Raw genomic sequence first — 20,170 nt, 5'->3', positions numbered from 1 at the left:
ATTTTATGCATCAAAGTACACATAATTTTGTGAGGATTTAAAAACAATGTAATCGAAGAAGATATGTTATTAGAAAATAAGAAGGTAGCCATTGTGGGCGGCGGCCCTGGTGGTTTGACACTTGCCCGACTATTACAGCAACGAGGTGTTGATGTTAAATTGTACGAACGCGATACGGATCAGTATGTGCGGCAGCAAGGTGCTACGCTTGACTTGCACTATGAATCAGGGCTCAGAGCATTGAGAGAAGCAGGACTGATCGAAGCGTTTCAACAAAGTTTCAGACCGGGAGCTGAGAGAGTTACCATCGTAGATAATGAGTTGACAGTGCATTACACGGAACGTGATAACGAACCTGTTCAGGATCTGAGCAACGAATATGCCCGACCAGAAATTGACCGTGGCCCGCTCCGTGATTTACTCATCGCATCCCTGAATGAGAACACGATTGTATGGAATTCCAAATTTAGCGAACTGAAAGAAAATGGCAGCGGCTGGGACCTGGTTTTTGAAAACGGGACTATGGTATATGCCGACCTGGTAATTGCATCAGATGGGGCAAATTCCAAGGTCAGGAAATACATCACGGATATAGGTCGTGTATACTCGGGTGTCACCATTGTTGAAGGCAACATTTACAACGCGGCTGCCAATGCACCGAATTTGTGGGAGCTTACCGGTGGAGGAAAGATTTTTGCACATTGGAACGGTAAGACAATTATCCTGAGTGTAAAAGGAGAAGGCTCACTTTCATTTTATACGATCACCGAAGAGCCGGATGAATGGATTAAAACTTCCGGCATCGATTTTTCACGCAGGGAACATGCGTTTACGTGGTTCAAACAGCGCTTTTCCGATTGGAGCAATGATTGGCATGAAATATTCTCAACAGAAGAATCCTATTTTGTTGGCCGTCCGCAATATTACTTTCCGCAAGATCAATCGTGGCAAACAATCGGAAACCTAACCATGATCGGTGATGCGGCACATCAAACGCCACCCTCCGGCGACGGGGTAAATCAGGCAATGCTGGATGCTTTGGAACTCTGCGATGCGCTTCTTTCAGAAAAGTTTACAACAGTGCATGAAGCAATCGCATCGTTTGAAGAAAAGATGCTTGCCAGGACTTCCGTGGCAACGGAAAAAGCCTCGCAGCTAGTCGAAGCGATGCTCTCGAAGAACAGCCTCCAATTGTTTCTTGATTTCTTTACGGGTGAGAGAGCATTGTAATTAGCACCAGAAGTCCTTGTTTTGCAGGCAATTGTCGGGCATTTGAAAATTGAAGGGTCAAACACAGTGACCTGGGTGAGGTAACGTTCATTTTGGTGTTTGGCCAGACAATGATTCTCAATATGTTCGTCCTGATAGCCAGGCGAGAAACTGCAGTGTTTTCTCCTTGCTAACCGTAATAATGCTATCGAAAGGCACAGAGATTTTTACCGATAATTTCCTTGTCAGGTAGCTTGAATCATTAATAATGCTTTTCCGGTTCAAGAGAAACTGGCGATTCACACGGAAGAATTGACTACCCTCCATTTTTTTTAGCTCATCCAATGCACTTTTTGGATAATCAATTTTTCCCTCAAAAGTGAGTACATGTGTTATCTGGTTTTCTACTTAGCATAAAGCGACACGATCGAAATCTACTGGAATAATTATGTCTTTGTAATAGGCAAGCAATGCCGAGGCTGGTACCGGTTAGCAAGTTCCGTAAAATCGAGTGATAATGGTCATTTTGCAGCGACGTACTGCGGATGTTCAGGTATTTTGAAATAGCCCGCCTTACATCCTCAGCGGTGAACGGCTTCAAAAGATAATCTATACCGTTGGAGTGAAAAGCCTCTGGTGCATATTGTTCATATGCGGTGCAAAAATAACGGGGGTGTTTATTGTAACGGCTGCCAAGACTTCGAGGCTCAATCCATCTCCCAATTCGATATCGCTAAATATGATATCTGGCGCCTTGTTGCTGCGAAAATAATCTGTGGCTTCCATCAGGGGAAAATCTGGTTTTGCTGGGCTTTAAGTAATCGCAGCAGCAACGCGATCCGACGGTAAGATTGATTAGCTGCGAGCCTGTTGCCCGGTCAAGTCGGTGGGTGCATACCCAAAGTGCTTTTTGAAAGCGTAAGAAAAGTGTGACAAGTTTTCAAAGCCAACCTCGTAGCAAACATCAATTGGTCTCTTTTTCTTTTCGACAAATTGATAATGGGCCAATTCCAATCGCTTTTTTGTAAGCCAACGTTGCGGTGTTGTGCTGAACACTCTGCTAAAATCACGTTTGAAAGTTGTCAAACTACGGCCTGTCAGATAGCTGAATTTTTCTAAAGGAAGATTGAACATAAAATTCCTTTCCATATAGTCTGCCAAATCAATTTTTCCGGGCTCCTCAAAGTTTGCCAATACGTTGTCTATACCCTTGTCGATTGCCCTGAGAATACTGATTGCTTCTGTTATTTTCAGCGTCGCAATATTTTCCGGAAGTTCTTTCATTTCAAAATACGGAACCAATGAGGCCAAACAGCTTTCAAGCAAAGGGTGATTTTTGAAAGAATATATTTTCTGTGACTCCAAAGCTTTGGTTTTTACATTTAAGTCGGCATAAAAATCTCTTAGCCTGTTGGTCGACAGGTGCATCACGACCGTTTTGTGCGGTTGCCCATTGGTTGGATAATTTATAATTGTTGCCAGTTGATTTCGGGGAATCAGGAATATATCACCTTTCTTAAAAATGCAAGAGGCATCTGCCTGCACAATCTTAGTTTCACCCGAAATGAACCAAATGAGCATATGGTGGTCGAACATGATATCCGACTTGAAAAACTTGTCCTCGTAACAGGACAGTTTTATATCATCAGTGATGTATTTTGCTTGATATTCCATGGCGCATTTTATGTATTTCCTTTCTTCGGACAAGACATTACGGAAACAAAAATAGAAGTAATCGTGGGTTTAACGTTACACTGATTGATCACCATCAATCAGAAAATTTTAGCCTGTAGTAAATAAAGCACCATCGCCCGGTAAATAAGCTATTAAATCTGCTATTTTGGCTGCGTTTCCCAATTCAAAAGAGATTATATTTATTATTTGAGCATTAGCAGTTTCATTCAATCCCAGTTTATTTGGGCTCCGTTTTCATTGAGAGTCATTGCCGTAGTATACCCGAGGTCGCTATTGCTGCCCGTAACGACGGCAACTTTATCTTTCAAACTTTTCATTTCAGTATTTATATTGGATTAAATTAGGTTGAATGTGATACCTGTCATGGATTCGCTCCATGTCCATAAGCGTTTGGCATTGGCTTCATCCAGTGAGTAACGTTTTACACCATTGGACATGGAAGTATCAGAAGTAACTTCGGCCACATCAGCATCTTCACAATATACACCTCCAACATTGTTCAACAGGGGACTGGTGGCACACCAAACTGTTGTAGCAGCACCTTGTGGAATTGTTTTTAATGATGCGGATACTTCCGGTAACAGATTACCGTCTGCATCAAGGAAACCCATTTTTTGAAATAGTTCCAGGGATGCTTCTCTACCGAGTTCTGTTCCTGCAATAGAACCCGGGTGTAATGAGTAAGCCCGTACATCAAATGCTTTGGCAAGATTGTCCAACTCAAGGGCAAATAGATTGCTGGCAGTTTTTGATTGGCCATAAGCTTGCAGCGTTTCATATTCTCTATTGACAAAATTAGGGTCTTTAAAATCGAATGGAGCAAATTGATGCCCGTGTGAGGATACATTAATCACTCGTGCACCATTGGCTTTTTTCAGGGCTGGCCAAAGCCTTGCGGTTAATTGAAATTGTGCTAAATAATTGGTGGCTAGCTGTGATTCGATACCACGGCTGTCTTTGCGCAGCGGCACCCACATAATACCCGCATTGTTGATAAGTAGATGAAGTGGCCTGTCCGAAGCAAGAAATTTTTCAGCAAACGCATCAATGGAATCTGGATTCATTAAATCCATTGTTTCCAATTCTACGTTGGCAATGCCTTCCAGATTCCTTTTTGCTTTTTCGGTATCTCTTGCAGGCACAATTACTGTCGCCCCCGCTGCTGCCAGCGTTTTGGTGGTTTCCAAACCAATACCGGTGTTGCCCCCGGTTACGATGGCGATTTTCCCAGTAAGGTCAATTCCTTTGATAACATCACTGGTTGTCGATGTTGCGTTGAAGCCCGAACCCCTTGGGTTTTGCAATGCTCCCTGATAATTGTTTTGTTCCATTCTTTTAAATTTTATTGATGGGACAAAAGTAGGGCGGATGCTCTAATGCGTCTTTGTTTAAACGTCCGAATGTGTTTTGTTTAAAAGGCCAGTGTTTTAACTGATGTGGTTAAGATGTCAGATAAGGCTGAACCCACACCACAGTTTGACTTGCCTGTTCGTTTCTTCCACTTTTGAAAAAAAACCAACATCAATTTCAGTCTATTTTGAGTTGGGCGAAGAAAATAAAAATGTTCCCGAACGATTAGACTTGGAAAACAATACTTTATTTCCCGAAAACGGTTTTTTAGAAATGAAAAATGGATGAGTGATTTTCTGTTTTTCAAACATTCAGACAGGTTTTGAAAAGCAAAACCGCAGGTAAGATTCTCTCACAAGGTTATTGGCCTGAGGGTAAAAAAGGATTATAAAATTAAATTTGGGTATAGTGATTTATGTATTTAAAACTTCGGTATTCATTGAGAATGACATTCAGTCATTAAAACCATATTTGGATGACCTTCCAAAAAGGTAATGGAATTTTGACCTTGAAGATTTCGACAAAAATTTTTCGCGCTGATTGTGCGCCAGAACTATCAGAGGAAATAGTAGTCAAAATTTTGCGGTGGCTCGGATAATAGCAAATGATTTACTCTATTGGAGATTTCTGTACCTGTGACCACTATAATAAGTAAATCAAGATCATATAAAGTCGGACAGTTCTGTTGTGGGCAAGTGATTCACTATTAAACAAATATTCAAAAATAGAACACTTTAATCAAGTGGTCAGTCTGCCATAGAATCCTATGGTCAGCGTATCCGAAATCTTTAACCTAACTAGCCAAGAAACCTGATCCTCTGTATGGAGAATCCGGCCCCATTGATCACCGCAATTCGGAAATTAATGACAAGTAGTTTCGGTCGGAGTTGACCCGTTTAAGTAAATGATTGATAATTATTTAGCAAATAGACAGTTCTACTCCGCTGATGGTCAATCTGCCCACGGAATCAATGCTTCCGAATTCTCCAATGAAATAGCACTACATCAATGAGAAGAGCTTCCAAAAAGTCGAATTTATCAGAAAGAGATTCGAAACAGAAAATTACCAGTATACCGCTGCGATTGCAATTTTAAGTTGTATTGCCTTCTCACAACCTATTTTGACTGCGAATGTTGGTAACAGGCTGATAAGCGGATATTGGTTAAGTCTTTTTAACCGAAAAAGACGAGTGCCGTATTATTTTGCTATATCTAACAGCAGAGTAGCCGATCTCCACATGGCTTTATAGTCCTTGCCATTTTGTACACCGCTTTCTTTCCAGGTTTTTGAAGCTTCAATATAATAGGTCCCTGGCCAGATCGGAGTAAATTCAGCTACACCTTTCGGGCCGCTTTCAATATGTTTCGACCAGCCGCTGGGTGAAGAAACAGTTATACCTATTTTCTCACCCGGTGCATTTTTGTATAACGTGGTCAGGGTATGGGTATATTAATATTATATGTCTGAATGGCATCTGCAAATACGCTTAGATCATTTTTGTTGACGGCCGCATTATTTCCGGCTGTACCGTTGCCAACTTTCACAAGCGCACTTGCATTGAACTGGTACAAAGTAGTACCACCGGGGTCTTTGGCGGTGTGACCAATAGACAAGGTATATATACCCTGCTGCGAAGGCGTAAATTTCGAAGAAAAGAAATTATTACCCGCCACCGTAATGAGCTTTTCTTTGTTTCCATCGGGCGCAGTGAGCCAAAGTTCAAACTCCTTTACATCCGAATACCATTCAGATAGTTTTTCAGGACTCTGACCAGGCTCTGCATAAGTGATTTTAACCTGCTGCTCTTTGCCGGTTGCCCCTGTCGGGTCAGTTAATATCCATAGTGCGTGCGCCTGCAAATTTGAAATAGCTGCCACCAGCGCTACTATCGAAAAAAATAGTCTTTTTGCGATCATCGAATTTTTGATTTGCTTGTTGTGGTATTGATTGAAGTTTAATTCTTTGGAAAGGCGAATTCCGCATTTAACACGCTATACACGGGTTTCAAGCGCAGCCATTTTTATCTCTTTACTCATGACTCTGAAAGGTTTGGCTTCGAGTTGAACACGGAAGTAAGCAAAAGCACAGGATGCGGACAGTACCAGGAATAATGCATCAATGAAGAAAATATCGAAAGCTCCCTGATGCCAGCTCACCCACATCCAAAGGTCTGTCGAAATTCCGTTTGCAATCGGAACGCCAAGACATAGTACACCAGAGAGCAGCAGCGTCTGACGGTTGATCAGAGGCAAGTTCCGACGGATGATAAAGTATACAGATAAGACCAGCCAGCTATAGAAATAGGTGCGGTAAATGATTGTCTGATCTATTTTTGGCAGCGTTTTCAACATAATAAAGGTGAAAGCTGTTACGGGTAGCATGCTCAGGCAGGCCGAGAGAAATACATTACTTGCCCAGAAGTTGAATGTTCTTTTTCTCTGGTCTGTGCTGATCTTATCGCGTGCTACAAACCAGATCAAGATTCCAGAAATGATAACCGCGCAGCCCATTAATCCTAAAATAAAAAAAACAATACGTAGCGGCTTTCCGCCAAAATCTCCGAAATGCAGATGATACACAAAGCTTTTTACTCTGTCGATATAATTTCCGCCGCTAATAGGTGATTTCTGAGCAAGTATTTTACCAGAAGCAACTTCTACATGTATATGCCCTGATCCGGCAAAACTGGTTTCCGGGTTTGGCTTGGACTCCATGCTAATCTGCATGCTTTCATCTCCATAGTTACGTATGTAAACGCGGGTGATCAGGCTGCCTTTCCATTCTTGTTGCCATTTTGATACGAAAGTATCCAGATCAAAGCCCGCTTTGACCGGCTTGTAGCTATATACAGGGGACATTTGCCTGTTATATCCCAGGCTTTCGTAGAGCTTTTCAGAATTGCCTTCGTAAAGTAGGCTGGTAAATGGCGCCAGGATAATATAGTTGACGATAAGTACCACACCGGTTACGGCGTATACGAGCTGGAATGGAAAGCCGATCACGCCCAAAACTGTGTGCAAGTCTGTCCAAACGGTTTTCCATTTACTCATTGGTCTGAACACAAAAAAGTTGGATTTTATCTTGTCCCAATGCAGCAGCAAGCCTGTAATCAGTGCGAAAAGGAATAGGAAAGATACAATACCAGCAATCATATAGCCAATTGGCGTACCGATGTTGAATGGGAATACTTGATTGAGCTGAGCAAGAAAATGCAGTCTGTACAGGAATTCGCCCATATCATAAGCTTCTGAATAGTCTCCGGCAGCTTTTTTTTCTGTGAAGCTGTAAAGGAAGTACGCCGAGTCGTCGTTTCCGCCCCTTCTGCCCCTGCCTCTGCGTTTGCTTTCCGGGTTAGGTTTTGGCTTGGGTTTACTGATCGTCGTGTCTGCAGAAGGGCTCATGCTCACATACATACCTTGTCCTTGCCGCTGAATATAAAAATCGAAATTACGCCCACGAAGGTTATGTTTGCCCGACAGTGAGTCGAGCACAGGGTTGAATGCCAGCGAAGCCTTATGCGCTACAACCGATTTTCCTTTCTGCCATGCGGAAATATCATCCTTAAAGAATGAAAAAGATCCGGCGAAAAAGATCACATACAGAAGTGCAGCAATGAAGATCCCGCTGATCGTATGCGTATGAAAATAGATGTTGTACTTCCTATGATCCATGATTAATATTAAATTTCAGTAGGTAAGGCAGTGAGAACAATAGCGTAAGCACAATATAGATCACCCAAACGCGCCACACGTTCTGTGCGATGAATGCGTAAAGAAGTAAAAATGCCCACAGGATATAGCCTGTAAAAAAAGCAGTGACGATTACATGCTCTTTTGGCAAGAAGAGCGTCATAAACAAATGAAGGCTCATCATGACCAAGTAACCGCCTATGCATCCTGCAAGGATTTTGCTAAGACGCAGCCATGGAGATCGGGTTAGGTATTTTTTATTGGCGGGCATAAGTCAGCGGATAATAAGTTCAAGTACGAGTGCACAGCAATAGAGTATCACGACTGCTCTCAGACCGAAGTAATGGAAAGGGAAAAACAACACCGCGACCGACCCAGCTGTCATCAGGACGACGATTGCGGTAAAAAGTCCGCTGCCCAAGCCCAACGAAGCGATGCACAACATGGTTGCCAGTAGAAACAATGTTCCAGCTGCGTAACGGCTGTAAAGCGGGTGGGCCGCCATGATGGCTATCACCCGGTTCTTGTTGGGCCAGGCAATTCGCTGAGAGGTATTCATCCATAAGACGAAGCCACACAGAAAGAGTAAACAAATGGTGCTGAACATTTAGGGTATTGTTTTGTAAATAGGTTAAGAATCGTTGTTGACTGTCAATTATTCATTGCATCAATGCGTTTTCTAAAATCTTGCGGGGTGTAGCCAGTTTGCTTTCCGAAAAACCGTGAGAAGTATGCTGGCTCGGAAAATCCTAGTTCGTAACTGATTTCTTTGATAGGCTTTTCATTGCAGCTAATCTCTCGTTTGGCTTCCAGAATCAGTCGGTCATTGATCATCTGGCTAATTGTTTTGCCGAACGACTTGCGGGTAATGTCGTTAAGCCGCTTCGCGCTGATTGATAACTGCTTTGCATAGAAGTCAACTTGCCGCTGCCTGCGAAAGTAAGTTTCAATGACTTCGATTAATATCTGCAGCCGAGGATTACTGCGCACAATGGAGCATCCCTGTTTATGGACTTCGATACAATGCAAAAACCAGCTTCTCAGGTACGATTCGAGTATCGCCGGCCGCCGGTCACCTCGGTATTCAATTCGTATCAGGTCCATCAGGCTATATAATACATGCAGACCGCAATCAGGAATAACGACAGAGAAGGGACTTGAATGGTTAAGGAGCCAGAAGATCTCCGTACCGATCAGTTTTTCAAAGAAGTCCTTTGAAATAGCCATTAAAAAGCCGCGCTTGCCTCGCATTTCCATGTTATGTACCTGGCCCGGCAATAATAGGAAAATCTGGTTTTTTGCTATGCTGCACTTATTAAAGTCGATGCAGTGGATGTCCTCAGGACCGGGATCGGTAAACCAAAGCATTTCGTAGAAATCGTGACGATGTACGCCGTTAAAGAAATAATCATCAGCATCCTCAATGGCTGTCATTTCGAAAAATGCATTGCCCAGTTGGTGCAGGGGATAGTCCTGCGATGGCATGTCGACTTCCCAATCATGTTCCTGTTTGATATTGATGTATCCCATTATTAGTACGTTTCCTACGCTTCTTCCTGATTATTCACCGATCCCAGACCACGAAATCGACAACGATACAACTATTTAACCTTTACAATGGCAGTAATTGCGCCGCCTTCTACTTTCAAACCTTGCTTAGCCACTGCCGATGAAATATCAATGGTGTAAACCCAGCTGCCAGATTCTGTGTTTATGCCAACGTAAACACTTTTCTTGTCTTCGCTCACTGTATTGTTGTTGTAGGACGAAGAAGAAGAGGTAATTGCATCAGGTGCGCCGGTTACCCAGTTGAATGTTTGGTTGTAAAGATCTGCGATAGCAAGCTTCTTGTTGCCGGTTGCGGTGTTGACCGTTCCATACATGTAGAGCAGGATTTTGCCACTTCCCAGGTAGGTCTGGTTGGCGATTTTGTAGCCACCAGATTTCTCCTGTACATTAAAAAAGTAGCTGTTATCAAATTCAGTGGTTCCTTTTTTTATACGGATAAATGCCGAAGGCCTGGTAGATGATGCAACTCCTGCATTGGTGGCCGAAGCAGGGGAGAAGCCATACACATCACCACTCTCATCAACTGCCAGACCATTATTGAAATAAGAGCCAATGAAGCTGGTGCGGTTGTCTTTGATCGTTTTTTCATAACTCATGCTTGGGTATGAAAATACGGCAATCCAGCTGCTGTCAGGATTTGCAGTTCCGAAAACGTCTGGTGCAGCGCCTTTGATACTCATGTAGGGAGCGTATACTTTGTCGCCCACCTGGGTTGCCCATGTAAAATGCGCACGCTCGCCGTTGCCTGCGAGTTTGACGATGTTCACCTGGCCTTCACTAACAATTTTCGACTGATCCGCATTGATCCGGAACCAGGAAGCACTTTCGTTACCGCTGCGAGGCACTTTAATTGTCAGTATATCATCGCCGGCAGTTGTGAAGACCTGAACTGTTTCGGCCTGGAAATCAGAGGCTTTTTGCAGTGCGCCTTTCTCATCCAATGTGTAGGTCGTTACAGCGCCCGGATTCCCCTGCCCATATAGCAAGCTAAAAAATTTACCTTTGTGTGTTAAGTAATACCGGTATGAACCATCCTGCTCGATACCTTGCCCTACCGTACTGATGGTGCCCTGCGTAAGGTCGCTGGTGGTCAAGAGATAGTCGGCAACCCCTTGTGAGCCAATCGGTGCGGACGCCACTACGTAGCGCGATGTAGTGGTTGGCTCCGGGTCGGGCGTTAGCTCAGCGTTATTGTCGTCACTGCAAGCTCCTAAAAGAAATGCTATCCCCAATACGAATGAATATTTTAAATATGATTGTTTCATGTTTTTTTTGAGTTGAATTATAAAATGAAAGGAATTATTTACTGATGAAATAGCGCAATTTGACGTAGATGCCCCGACTGGGTTTTTGCAGGCTGAAATTGTCGTACAGCTTGGCATCCAAAAGATTTTTGCATTCTACCGCTACGTTATATCTTCCATTGGCCATCGCATACACCACATTCACATCGTGGCTCAGCTGCCGGGGAATGTCAAGTTTGTCACTGCCCAGGCTTGGCCAGTAGAGATAATAAGCATGCACAAATAGGAGGTTGTAGCCGAATGTAAGCGTATTGCCCTTTCGTCCGAAATCTTTTAGAAATAATGCAGCGTCCGCATTGCCAAACATAAATGGCATGTTAGGAATACGGTCGCGGTAAAGCGGGCTTTCGGAAGTGTAGCCATCTTCAAACCGCGTGTTGTTGCGAAGGTCCTGGTAAGTTAGGTTCACACCCGCTGTAAGCAGCTGTTTGTAGGAATACCGTACCTCGCCATCAACACCGAAATTGGTCACGTCGGCCAAATTATCCATGACTTGTTTGGTCTGGTTGGCATTTAATCGGGGGCGTATAAATCCTTGCGCATCACGGTAAAGCATATTAGCGTCTATACTAAACCGGTGAATGCGGCTGATACTTCCCTGATAGCTGACGCCCAGATTGTAATTATAACTGGTTTCAGGGTCCAGCTCGATGTTGCCTTCCAGATTGATCAGGTCTCCAAAGAGCTCGTCGGTTTCAGGCAGGCGGTAACTTTTTTCGAATGAGCCTTTTAACTGGAAGTTTTTTAAGAGGAAATAAGTAGAAGCAATACCGTAGCCGAGCTTGGTGAAACTATTTCTCTGTTGCAGAAATGCATTGTCACCCCAGTTCCCGCTTGGGTTATAGGAAACAGCGTATTTGTTCCTTTGGGAAAAATGTTTCAAAAACACAGAAGTATTCCACCGTTCGCTGTAATCGAATTTATAGCCTATGCCAAGCACATTTTTTGTGTTTACGCGCGGCTGCTCAAACTTTTCCGCATCCGGGAAAAGCTCGTCCTTTCCTTTGCGGTTGAAGGTGTTGTAAACATTGTTGATGGTCAGTGACTGGCGCAGATCGATCTGGTAGGTGGCATTGGCTGTCGCCAAACCATTATTGTTGCGGAATCGGTAAAGGGATCTTTCCCGTTCACTTCCCAGTCCTTCGTACTGCTTGAACTGTTGGAACCAATTGTAGCGGCGGTACACCGTGTCCACATTCTGCTCCTGTCCAAGGTTGTAGTTGGCCGAAACGTTAACACTCAGACCTTTGATAAATAAATCTTTCTTCTGGTATTTAAGGGTTGGCATCACAATATTTCCTTTACGATGCCAGGCCCCGAACACACTAACCATGCGTGCGCCGGTCTGAATCTCGGCTTTGTTCTTACCAAGCGTAATCCCAACTAACAGACGGTCAGCAAATTTTTTATTCACCAGACCTGCGCTAGCTATGACTGTTTCATTATGATATGTGTCGTGGAAGCGTCGCAGGCGTTGATTCCGGAAATACTCGCCCGTATTTACATCAGCAACATCGACGGTAATCCAGTAATTATTGTCTGAATAATTTTGAAATGCATTCAACTGTGCAGTGAAGCCGTTTTTACTCGTGTAACCAGCATTGATAGTGGTGCGATGGGTGTTGAATGAGCCGTAAGAATAAGATGCGTCAAAGTAGCTGTTCTGACGGGTGTTAGTTACAATATTAACTGCTCCTCCCAATGCATCGGATCCCAGCCATATCGGTACTACACCTTTATATACTTCTACGCGTTCGGCAAGATTTATAGGGATGTTGTTCAGCTGAAACGAGGAACCAAAATTATCCATCGGTACGCCATCCAGGAAAAATTTAACCTGGCGGCCAGAGAAGCCATTTAGCGAAAAATTCATATTTGAGCCAACACCCCCGCTTTCTCTCACACGTACACCCGAAACGCGGTCGAGTGCGTGAGACAAATCCAGTGTAGAGTTTTTTAGCTTTTTGGCATCGATAGCTGTTACATTATAGGCTTGTCGGTTTACTTCACGGGTTTCCGACCGGCCGATCACCGATAAGGACTCAAGTTCGCGCGCCACAGAAACCATATCAAAATTTTCCCTGGCATGCTGCCCGGCTTTGAGCTTGATTTCTTTGAATAGGGTCTGGTAACCCATATAAGTTACCAAAATTTGATAGTCGCCCGGATGTACGTTTTCAAGAATATACTTACCCTCGGAATTGGCATGGGTGCCATAATGTGTGCCTTTGAGGCTGACCACCGCTCCCGGGAGCGTTTCTCCTTCCTCGGTTCGGACTTGCCCGGATAGCTTTACTGTAGACTGTTGGGCAAAGGTGATGATTGACAACATACAGAACAGCCCTGTATGCAAAATTTTGCTAATGTGCATCGCTTAAATGTTCAATGTTGGAAGCCAGGACTTATGGTCGTCAGAGTAGGGTAAGCACTAAACCATCCGGCTTTTTTGCGTGATATTAATATTGATAGAAAAACCTGTGGTGTTCAACTCATAAATGGATTGTTTAATGGTGTTTGTCTTATCACGATAGTAGCGCGAACACTGAATAACCGAATAAGCTACTAAACTGACATTTTACTTTTTATTATTTTTAAATAGACTTGTTATAAATAGATGTGCAAATGTAGTTGAGATAACTCAGATCCACTTATACAATTTGCCCGTTTGCTTGGACAATCTGGATTTTTATTAAGAAAGGCAGCTTAGAATTAAAAACCGTGAATCCGTTCGGTTTCCGGGAAATACCTCGGCGAAATGATTTTTAAGTAGACCGATTGTCGTTTCAGACAATTCCTTAGATCCATTCTATTTTCCGAAAATTTAAATGGTAGCAGGTTTGCTATTGAATTATTTCTAATCATATTAGATATACTTCGAAAACAATGTAGCCGATTTGATTCTACATTTGTAATATAAGATAGAGGCCAGAGAGCTAAAGTTATTCCGGCACTTGTCTATTACCTCATTTTTGTTAGTTGCATCACGTAAATATGAGATGCACTTCGAACTGACGTTTCATTCAGTGCACTATACATACACGCTTAAAAGTACGTACGGTATTATTTTCTGTATTTTTCAAAGCTTCAAAACAGATTACATTTTCAACACTTGTCCGGAATACTTTTGCAGTCAAATACTTTTAATCCTCAACTCGCAAGTTCCTAATGATAAAATTACAGTTTTATACTCGATTGATTCGTCAAATTCAGTTTGCCAAAAGCAGACCCGTTGGCCACGAAAAAACTGGTTTGTTGATGGTTGAAAAGAAAACATCTGATTGTGCAGGAAAGTATGAACTACTCAGAAGCGAGCTTAAAAATACGGGTGTTGTGTTAGAAGTAGCAGCATCAAGGAGCTCGACAACTGGTATCACGATGTGGAATGGTAGCTTTTCCAGTAACGGAAAAGCATTTGACTGTCCGAAAGGTTGTGGTACCCTGCCCGTTAGCACTCAATATGGAAAAACCATTGGCTGGCAATTCACGAATGGCAGAGACTTCGGTACGACAGTGGCGAACGACTCGACTGGCTTTGTTATCAACGAATCGTTTGCCAAACTTCTTGGCTTGAAAAATCCCGTTGGAGAAAACCTGACGTGGAGTCCGGGGGCATCGCAAACCGAAAACGTATACAATCCTTGGTGTTGTTAAGGATATGGTTGCACTCTCTCCTTATAGTTCAGCAATCCCCACGGTGTTTTTTCCGGAAGACAACCACGCCTGGATCAACATAAGACTTAATCCGGCTATTGCGACCAATGTTGCATTGCCAAAAATTGAAGCAGTTTTCAAGAAAATTATTCCTTCTGCTCTATTCGACCCTATAAGTTGGAAGTACGTGGAAACGATGGTTTAAATGTAAACCGGGGGGTTACCACAAATTTGCACTAAGTCGCTCTGTGAACTTCAGAATTAAGTTACACTATTTCTTCAGAATTATTTTGCTCGTTTAGTAAGCTAATTAAAAATCATGTGCTTTTTCGCAGCTTTGACAGCATCTTTGCTATTCTCAGTGAAATATAATTCTGAAATATCTGAGCAAAATAGTTTTGAAATTTACAACCTTATGGCCGCCGTGGATAGATCAGATTTTACAATAAAATCATGACTTGGCACCTTAAATTGTACTGTACCTGGTGGAAAAACATAAGCAAACAGTCATAAACCTTTCAACAAACACGATCATTCTCTCTGATCTCATCCGCAAAAACGCAATTATATTCGGACGGCCGGCCGATGCCAGTGAATCTCCCCAAATCCTTAAAGCGCATCATTTTTGCTAAACAGACGTCTCCATAACCTCTTTCAAATTCAATTTTTTCTTTCTTTTTGTATTCAAAATTGTGATATTGTCGCCATTGGGGATCGCAGGACGGCCCGTGACGCCCGCCTGGTGCGCTGGTTAATCAGTGGTTTAATCGGGCCGGCGGTTTCATCACTGCAAGGTGGTACGATCTCCATTCTCGGCAATTTTCGAACATGCTCAAATAAAATAGCGTTTAAAACAAAGCCGGTTTAATAGTGCTTTTATCAACAATACATGGCGACATATTTGACTTTAACGGATTTACAATTGGTCGATCTTTTAAAAAAAGATGACAGTGATGCTTTTTCTGAAATTTATAGTCGGTATGCAGTTTTGTTGGTAGGATTTGCAAGTTCCAAATTATTTGACTTGGAGGATAGCAGGGATATTATCCACGATGTCTTTGTTAAGCTCTGGCAGGAAAGAAAACAATTGAAAGTTGACCGCGATTTAAAGGCATACCTGTTTAAACTCACCCGCTATCGCATAGTAGATAAAATCCGGAAGAATATTACACGCCAGGAGTACGCAGCAATGTTAAATTCGTTGGCTGTCAGCTATGGAGTTACGATTGAGCAGGAAATAGCCGCGAAAGAAATGGCGCAAATTATTGAAACATCGCTGAATAAATTATCACCACGAGTAAAAGAGGTGTATTTGTTAAGCCGGGAAGAAAATTTGAGCGTTGCAGAAATTGCTGACAAATTACAAGTTTCGGAACAAACGGTAAAGAACCAGCTTTCTACGGCATTAAAACATTTAAGGGCTTCACTGGCAGTAGCATCTGTCACCGCGTTAATGTTCTGGCTTTCCTGAATCGTGCATCGCCCTTTTCTCATTCAAATAAGGCTTACCTATCATAGGGGATTGCTTTCATTATGGACATCTGAAAAAATAGTTCATTTCCCAGTAGTACCAAATGGCTTCTCATACGACTACTATGAAATGGATAGCAAATGGATAGCAAATGGATCGTCATCAAATAGCCGCCTTACTGGACCGTTACCTAAACGCCGAAACCACAAAAGAAGAGAATGAGCTGGTAGAACGCTGGCTGGACGAGAATGGTAACGCCAATCATGTATGGCAAAACCTGGATCAATCTGGCAAAGATCGATGGCTTTCCAGTGTGTTTAGCGACATTAACAGCACCATTCACCAGGCAGAAACTAAAACAGTGCCGCTACCGCAAGCAAAGCGCTGGTTATGGCAAAGTATTGCGGCTGCAGCGGCAGTATTGCTGATCGCTTCTACGCTGTACCTGGAATGGCCCTCATTGCAAAGTCTTTTGTATCCTGTGCAGCTAACAGCGCTCCGCGCGCCCGTTAACCAGAAACAGGCAATCACGCTTGCTGACGGCAGCCGGGTATGGATTAATGCCGGGTCGGAGTTAAGATATCCCAAAACGTTCAATGGTAAAATAAGAGAGGTTTACCTTTCCGGTGAAGCGTATTTTGATATTCACCATGACACTACGAAACCCTTTTTTATTCATACTGGTAACGTGCTGACAACGGTATTGGGTACCGCTTTTAATATTAAGGAGGACAAAAACAAACATACAGTTCAGGTTACGGTAACCCGTGGTAAGGTAAGCGTTGCCAATGGCAGTAAACTATTAGGTGTACTTAACCCTAACCAGCAGATCAGTTTCAACACATTAAAACAGGAAGTCTCACAGGCAACTGTTAATGCCGCTGCGGTAATTGCCTGGCAGCAAAGCGATCTGCATTTTGAAGACGTGAGTTTTGGCGATGCTATTGCACAATTGCAACAGCACTTTCACGTGAGGATCAGTTTCAGTAATGAAAAATTGAAAGACTGCCGCTTTACCGGCACTTCTATAAATGGTGAAGAATTGGATAAAATACTAAAAGTAATGTGCGCCTTTAACAATGCTGCTTATCAGATCAAGCCGGATGGCAGCATCGTAATAGATGGACCAGGATGTAATAACTGAAAACCTAAAAATATAAACGATGAACAAAAGCTAAGCCATGTAAATACTTTCGTGCTCCTGACAGGATCATAAAGTCAAAATTACCTGTAAACCGACTGCCATCGGCTTACAGGCGTCCCGGAAAACCGGGGTTTTAAATAATTGCGTCACTTAAAACATTTAAAAGTATGAATATTTCTGCAAAAATGCGGAAACAGGGAGGCTTATATACCCGAATCAGCGGTGCAGTAGGATTAAAAAAGCCATTTATCTTTCAGCTAATGCGTGTAAGCCTTGTAGTCACCTTTATCATATTAAGCACTTTCCAGCTATTATTGGCTACTACCACCAGCGGTCAAAATATGCGCTCGGACATGGTCACTATCGGCATGCAGGATGAAAGCCTGGCCAGTGGCCTTAAAAAAATGGAGCAACAAACCCCGCTTCGCTTTTATTATCGTAAAGCGGAAATTAAATCACTTACCAACCTTACCCTGCCCGTAGCATCAAGGACCATAGAACAAACTTTGCAGGAATTGTTACAAAACACTTTTCTTTCATTCCGGCAGATCGAAGGTAGTATACTGATCGAGCGTAAGATTGCACAGGCCAACTATGAGATCAAAGGCCGTGTGGTAGATATCAATCATAAACCAATAGTGTTTGCGAACGTAGTTATAAAGCAGCTTGCCGACGATAAATTAATCCAGGTGGCGCAAACCGATACCGGGGGATATTTTAGGCTCACAGCAACAGATAAAGGTGACTATCTGATCAGGATTTCGGAAGTAAGTAAAGATAGTGTGTCTCTTGCCTTAACATTGGGCGACATAAGGACAGTCCAATTACCGGACATCATACTAATCGAATCAGCGAAACAACTTAAACAAATAACCATCACCAGTAAACGTCCCGTTCTTGAACGAAAGGCTGATCGATGGATATTTAACCTGAACAACACCATCATGGCCAATGGTTCTTCCCTTTTTGAGGCTTTGCAGGTGGCACCTTTTCTAAAAGTATCTGACAATGGCGTTTCTATGGTGGGTAAAGGCAGCATGGGGGTGATGGTAAATGAGAAGATAATTTATTTGAGCGGAACCGAGCTGACTAATTATCTGAAAACGCTCAGATCCGAAGGTGTAGATAAAATCGAGATCATTACCAACCCGCCTGCTAAATATGAGGCCCAGGGGAATGCCGGCCTGATTAACATTGTGTTAAAGAAAAACGAATCTTTGGGCTGGCGCGGGTCTTTAAGTTCGTCGTTCATACAGCGAACATATAGCTCCTATAATAATAATCTGGCTCTTTTTTTTCAATCAAAAAAAGTTAGCAGTTCTTTTACATTTAACCAATCAAATTATCGTGGTATTATTAAAGAGTCGAACGATATAACCGATCGGCCTAACCCAATTCTTAGCAACAGTCAACGTGTAGCGACTACACCCGGTCTGCAGGCCAGTCTAAGTATGGATTATGAGTTAGACAAACGCAATAATATCGGAGTCATTTATAATGCGTCAGACAGTAAATCCTACACTGCCCTAAACAGTAAAACTAGCTATGGTACCAGCACCACCGTTGACTCAGTTTTGAACACTGCAGCCGAAATTTCAAGGCCCATATTTACACAGACTTTAAGCATATACCATGATTTAAAGATCGATTCAGCCGGGAATAAATTAAATAGTTCTGTTAATTTCTTTTCAAACAAACCAAAAATACAAAATGACTTTGTTTCTGAATCAGAAAACGCGACAACGACAGTTCGAAATAATAGCTTTTCAAAATATGATATCTGGTCAATTCAATCAGGTCTGACATTGCCTTATAAATGGGCAACAATAGAAACCGGCGTTAAGCTTGCCAATTTTAAGAATAGTGCTGATGTAGAATATTATAATTATTTCCATGAAAATTTCTTGTTAGACCGCACGCGCAGTAACGAATTCGACTATACCGAAAATAACCTGGCCTCTTATTTCAGCATAGAGTCTGAATTGTCAAAAAAATGGACAGCCAAAGCAGGATTACGCTATGAATATACGACAATGGATGGCTATTCGCCTACATTAGACCGGCGTAGTAAACGTAAATATGGCGCCTTGTTTCCTACGGCCTATCTCCTTTACAAAGCCAGTGAGAATAATGTAATTTCTATAAATTATTCGAGGAGGATCAATCGTCCTGGCCTGAATTTCTTAAATCCCTTCGCATTTTATTCAAATATCTATAGTTACTCCGTCGGAAATCCACTCCTCTTACCTTCATATAGTAATAATATGGAAATCAGCTATTTATATAAAGGCCTATTCACATTAACCTTATTTACGCAGCATACCAGTGATCTATTTTCATCAATCACGACAGTGGACGGACCATCCGTGATTTCAAGGATGGAAAATTATTTAACTCAGGATAACCTGGGCGCTTATGTGTCATTTAATAAAGCATTATTTAAGTGGTGGGACAATAGCACCTACGCGTCTTTTTTCTTTGCATCCTCAAAATCTAAAATAGAAAATGTTCCCACTCAGAATGGAACTTCCACATCGTTTAGTGTCAATAATAGTTTTAAGGCAACTTCCAATTTGAGTTTTTATCTTAATTTCAGTCAAAATCTTCCCTCAACCAGCGGAAACGTTTACACATACAGTCAAAGTAATTTAACTACTGGTGCCAGATTAAAGTTACTTAATAACAATTTGATAGTTAGCTCATCCCTTTTTATCGGTACAGTGACCAAATATGATATACGTTTCAGGGATTTTGCGCAGATCATAAAAACGGACTATGATTATAAAACCCTCAACCTTGGTCTTACGTATTTGTTTGGAAGATCAAAGGTTTCCGGGAACAATAAAAACATACCTTTTGATGAGAAAAGAAGAGCTCAATAATAGTAGGTTTTAAAAAATGGTGAATAGCAATTGTTACATTTATGATTTCTATATGCTAGGAATCCGTGCGTTCTCATCAAGAGGTTGACAAAATTAATTCCGCTTAGGAACACTGTACAAGTACCCCACAAGCTGATGCAATACTAGGGTGTCCTTATTTTAAAGAATTGCATTTGTCGCAAGCTGGAAGATAATAGAGTGTGGC

Annotated in this window: 15 protein-coding genes; 6 read left to right on the top strand and 9 right to left on the bottom strand. The window is 42.3% G+C overall.

Going from position 1 to position 20,170, the window contains the following annotated elements; genetic code table 11:
* Positions 1-63: 63 nt before the first annotated feature.
* Complete coding sequence (locus AC1XUO_RS28865; RefSeq protein ID WP_483333345.1) at positions 64-1,230, top strand: FAD-dependent oxidoreductase; 1,167 nt, start codon at positions 64-66, stop codon at positions 1,228-1,230.
* A 117-nt stretch (positions 1,231-1,347) separates the two neighbouring features.
* Here AC1XUO_RS28865 and AC1XUO_RS28860 read toward each other — a convergent pair whose 3' ends face one another.
* From AC1XUO_RS28860 to AC1XUO_RS28820, 9 genes are all read right to left on the bottom strand, one after another.
* A complete protein-coding gene (locus tag AC1XUO_RS28860; protein ID WP_483333368.1) occupies positions 1,348-1,605 on the bottom strand; it encodes a LytTR family transcriptional regulator DNA-binding domain-containing protein in 258 nt (85 codons plus the stop codon).
* A 459-nt stretch (positions 1,606-2,064) separates the two neighbouring features.
* On the bottom strand, positions 2,065-2,883 hold the full coding sequence (locus AC1XUO_RS28855) for a helix-turn-helix domain-containing protein (RefSeq protein WP_483333343.1): 819 nt from the start codon (positions 2,881-2,883) through the stop codon (positions 2,065-2,067).
* Between the two features lie 356 nt (positions 2,884-3,239).
* A complete protein-coding gene (locus tag AC1XUO_RS28850) occupies positions 3,240-4,235 on the bottom strand; it encodes an SDR family NAD(P)-dependent oxidoreductase (RefSeq protein WP_483333341.1) in 996 nt (331 codons plus the stop codon).
* A gap of 1,453 nt (positions 4,236-5,688) precedes the next feature.
* Positions 5,689-6,171: a hypothetical protein gene (locus AC1XUO_RS28845; protein WP_483333340.1), complete on the bottom strand. Its 483-nt coding sequence runs from the start codon at positions 6,169-6,171 to the stop codon at positions 5,689-5,691.
* A gap of 75 nt (positions 6,172-6,246) precedes the next feature.
* A complete protein-coding gene (locus AC1XUO_RS28840; RefSeq protein WP_483333338.1) occupies positions 6,247-7,926 on the bottom strand; it encodes a PepSY-associated TM helix domain-containing protein in 1,680 nt (559 codons plus the stop codon).
* Positions 7,927-8,218: 292 nt separating this feature from the next.
* Complete coding sequence (locus AC1XUO_RS28835; RefSeq protein WP_483333337.1) at positions 8,219-8,449, bottom strand: hypothetical protein; 231 nt, start codon at positions 8,447-8,449, stop codon at positions 8,219-8,221.
* Positions 8,450-8,595: 146 nt separating this feature from the next.
* Complete coding sequence (locus AC1XUO_RS28830) at positions 8,596-9,474, bottom strand: helix-turn-helix domain-containing protein (RefSeq protein ID WP_483333335.1); 879 nt, start codon at positions 9,472-9,474, stop codon at positions 8,596-8,598.
* A gap of 71 nt (positions 9,475-9,545) precedes the next feature.
* Positions 9,546-10,778, bottom strand: a complete 1,233-nt coding sequence (locus AC1XUO_RS28825; protein WP_483333334.1) for a DUF4374 domain-containing protein — start codon at positions 10,776-10,778, stop codon at positions 9,546-9,548.
* A gap of 34 nt (positions 10,779-10,812) precedes the next feature.
* The gene (locus AC1XUO_RS28820; protein WP_483333332.1) at positions 10,813-13,188 is read right to left on the bottom strand and encodes a TonB-dependent receptor; all 2,376 of its coding nucleotides are present in this window, start codon (positions 13,186-13,188) and stop codon (positions 10,813-10,815) included.
* 794 nt (positions 13,189-13,982) lie between these two features.
* Between AC1XUO_RS28820 and AC1XUO_RS28815 the strand changes: the two genes are divergently transcribed.
* The 5 genes from AC1XUO_RS28815 (at position 13,983) to AC1XUO_RS28795 (ending at position 19,965) form a co-directional block, all read left to right on the top strand.
* Positions 13,983-14,468 carry an ABC transporter permease gene (locus AC1XUO_RS28815; protein WP_483333331.1) on the top strand — a complete coding sequence of 162 codons (486 nt, stop codon included), beginning with the start codon at positions 13,983-13,985 and terminating at the stop codon, positions 14,466-14,468.
* Positions 14,469-14,472: 4 nt separating this feature from the next.
* A complete protein-coding gene (locus tag AC1XUO_RS28810; protein WP_483333329.1) occupies positions 14,473-14,673 on the top strand; it encodes a hypothetical protein in 201 nt (66 codons plus the stop codon).
* A 684-nt stretch (positions 14,674-15,357) separates the two neighbouring features.
* Positions 15,358-15,939: an RNA polymerase sigma factor gene (locus AC1XUO_RS28805; protein ID WP_483333328.1), complete on the top strand. Its 582-nt coding sequence runs from the start codon at positions 15,358-15,360 to the stop codon at positions 15,937-15,939.
* Positions 15,940-16,090: 151 nt separating this feature from the next.
* Entirely contained in the window at positions 16,091-17,083 is a 993-nt protein-coding gene (locus tag AC1XUO_RS28800) for a FecR family protein (protein ID WP_483333326.1), read from the top strand.
* 167 nt (positions 17,084-17,250) lie between these two features.
* Positions 17,251-19,965, top strand: coding sequence for a TonB-dependent receptor domain-containing protein (locus tag AC1XUO_RS28795; protein WP_483333325.1), 2,715 nt, complete (start codon positions 17,251-17,253; stop codon positions 19,963-19,965).
* Positions 19,966-20,170: the final 205 nt, after the last annotated feature.

This window comes from Dyadobacter sp. HNCC25DJ186 (genome assembly GCF_056895235.1).
The sequence above is the reverse complement of the archived record's forward strand: the minus strand, read 5'-3'. Positions and strand labels throughout refer to the sequence as shown.